Annotated in this window: 3 protein-coding genes; 1 reads left to right on the top strand and 2 read right to left on the bottom strand. The window is 40.2% G+C overall.

What is annotated here, in order from left to right:
* Window positions 1–314: 314 nt before the first annotated feature.
* Window positions 315–1,088 (top strand): 3-methyl-2-oxobutanoate hydroxymethyltransferase, encoded by a 774-nt coding sequence (gene panB, locus ACIR310F_RS0101840; RefSeq protein WP_028082358.1) that lies wholly within the window; start codon window positions 315–317, stop codon window positions 1,086–1,088.
* 23 nt (window positions 1,089–1,111) lie between these two features.
* On the opposite strand, the gene ACIR310F_RS0101835 is transcribed toward panB, so the two are convergent.
* A complete protein-coding gene (locus ACIR310F_RS0101835) occupies window positions 1,112–1,345 on the bottom strand; it encodes a hypothetical protein (RefSeq protein ID WP_028082357.1) in 234 nt (77 codons plus the stop codon).
* A gap of 39 nt (window positions 1,346–1,384) precedes the next feature.
* On the bottom strand, window positions 1,385–2,138 hold a 754-nt coding region (locus ACIR310F_RS21230), incomplete at its 5' end, for a DUF1517 domain-containing protein (protein ID WP_231387355.1).

The following is a 2,138-nucleotide window of genomic DNA, read 5'->3' as shown; positions in this document are numbered from 1 at the left end:
AGTAACCGCCACTACTAGGCATATTGGGACGGGGTGCATAGGTACGGCTAGAAGGCATTCTAAAAGAACTACCACCAGAACGGGCTGCTAGGGCATCACTGCCATGGCTAAAGGCTAAAGTTAGGACTAAGGTAAGGATAAAGATGGTTTTAAATAGGGGCTTGAGAAATCCTTTTGGCCACGACTGGAAATTTTTGTAGGGACTTTGGGTATCTAGGGCTTGTCGTCTCTACAATCTTTAGGTTTGGTATATTTTTTTGTAAAATGTCAGAAATGGCATATTTAGGTGATAATTAACAATTAAACAATTATTTATGTCAGTTACTACTCAACAATTAACTCAGTGGAAACAACAGGGACGGACGATTGTTGCGTTAACTGCCTGGGATTATGCGATCGCTCAACTTTTAGATATATCTGGTGTAGACTTGATCCTAGTTGGTGATTCTCTGGCGGTAATCTTGGGTTATGAAACTACGTTACCAATCACTTTGGATGAAATGATACATCACGCTAAGTCCGTCCGTCGTGGTGTGAAAAATGCTTTGGTCGTGGTTGATTTACCATTTTTGACTTATCAAGAAGGTATTTCTCAAGCTATGCACTCTGCTGGTAGGGTGTTGAAGGAAACAGGAGCGCAAGCGGTAAAATTAGAAGGTGGCTATCCTGCAATGGTTTATACCATTACTAGACTAGTGCAAGCAGGGATTCCCGTTATGGGTCATGTCGGTTTAACACCTCAATCAATTCATCAGTTAGGGTTACGACAACAAGGAAAAACCCAGGAAGCAGGAGAGAGAATTTTCAATGAAGCGATCGCTCTCGAAAAAGCCGGTGTTTTTGCTATAGTATTGGAACATATTCCCACCAAATTAGCTCTAGAAATCACTCAAAAAATACGTATTCCTACTATCGGTATTGGTGCAGGTTCTAGCTGTGATGGTCAAGTATTAGTCACTTCTGATATTTTGGGACTTTCGGAAAAACAACCACCATTTGCCAAAGTTTATACAAACTTACGAGAAACAATTACTAAAGCTGTACAAGATTACGCTGTGGAAGTGCGCGAAGGACAGTTTCCTAAATAGTTAATATTCTAGGAATAATAGCTTTATGAAAGGCTATTCATGCCGAGATTATTGATTGATTTTCTTTTTTCTTTCCTCGACTCAACAGATTTCATCATTTCCTTATAAACTGCCTCCTGTGCTTCAATTAGACTCTTAATGGAATCTTTCTGGAAAACCCTGAGATAGGTTAGGGCTTGTACAGTAGTAGGATTAAAAATGGTAGTTTCCTCAATTATGACATCAATAATCTGAAAACGAATGTCGCCATTTTCCATTACCAGTCACTTCTAACTGTTTTCAGCCCTAATCCCCAATTAAACCAATTTCAAATCAGGATATTCCGCAAACAAATCATCTGATGTCAATGTATCTCCTGGCGCTTGGGGAGTCCACAAAACTTCAATCGCTAACAGTTGTTCACCTCCAAGACTACCAATTTGACGCAAAGCTTGACGCAAATCATCAGCGCTATTAATAGCCGGAATTTGACATTTACCTAAAGTCGCTGCTAACAAGGTGACAATAATATATTCTCCAGGACCTTCGCTAATTAAGCGGGTGGGGTTATCTTCCCCAGATAAAGCTTCTTTGCTCAAAACAGCTTTTAGTTGATTATTCACATTAGAGAGGGTTTCTTCGCTAAACTTACTGCGTTCAGCTAAAGATAAACGATTAAATTGGGATTCAGCGGCATTTAACTTTGCCTGTTGAGTTTCACTACCCGCATATACCCAGTATTCAGGATGACGCAGTAAAGCTAAACTAGCTTCTTGTAAAACTTCGCTTCTTCCTGCTGGAGTATTAGTATCAGCAGTTTCCGCAATGTGATTCAGTTCGGTTTGTAAATCTCTAGCTTGAGCTAATAACCCAACTTGTAAACGAGTTACAGACACGGAAGGGTTACTATTGTAACTTAATTCTTCCGTTTCTCCACTAGTAACACGGCGGAAGGTTTGGACTAAAAAATTCGCCATAGCAAAAAAGATCAAAATCCCAAACAAGCCACCAAAACCGCCGCCAAAACCCCACAAGGGTAAAAGAAAGGGAAAGCCAAAACCACCACCATAG

The sequence above is a fragment of the Dolichospermum circinale AWQC310F genome (assembly GCF_000426925.1).
In the GTDB taxonomy this organism is placed as follows: Bacteria; Cyanobacteriota; Cyanobacteriia; order Cyanobacteriales; family Nostocaceae; genus Dolichospermum; species Dolichospermum circinale.
Note: the sequence above shows the minus strand (reverse complement) of the source record. Positions and strands in the feature narration are given on the sequence as shown.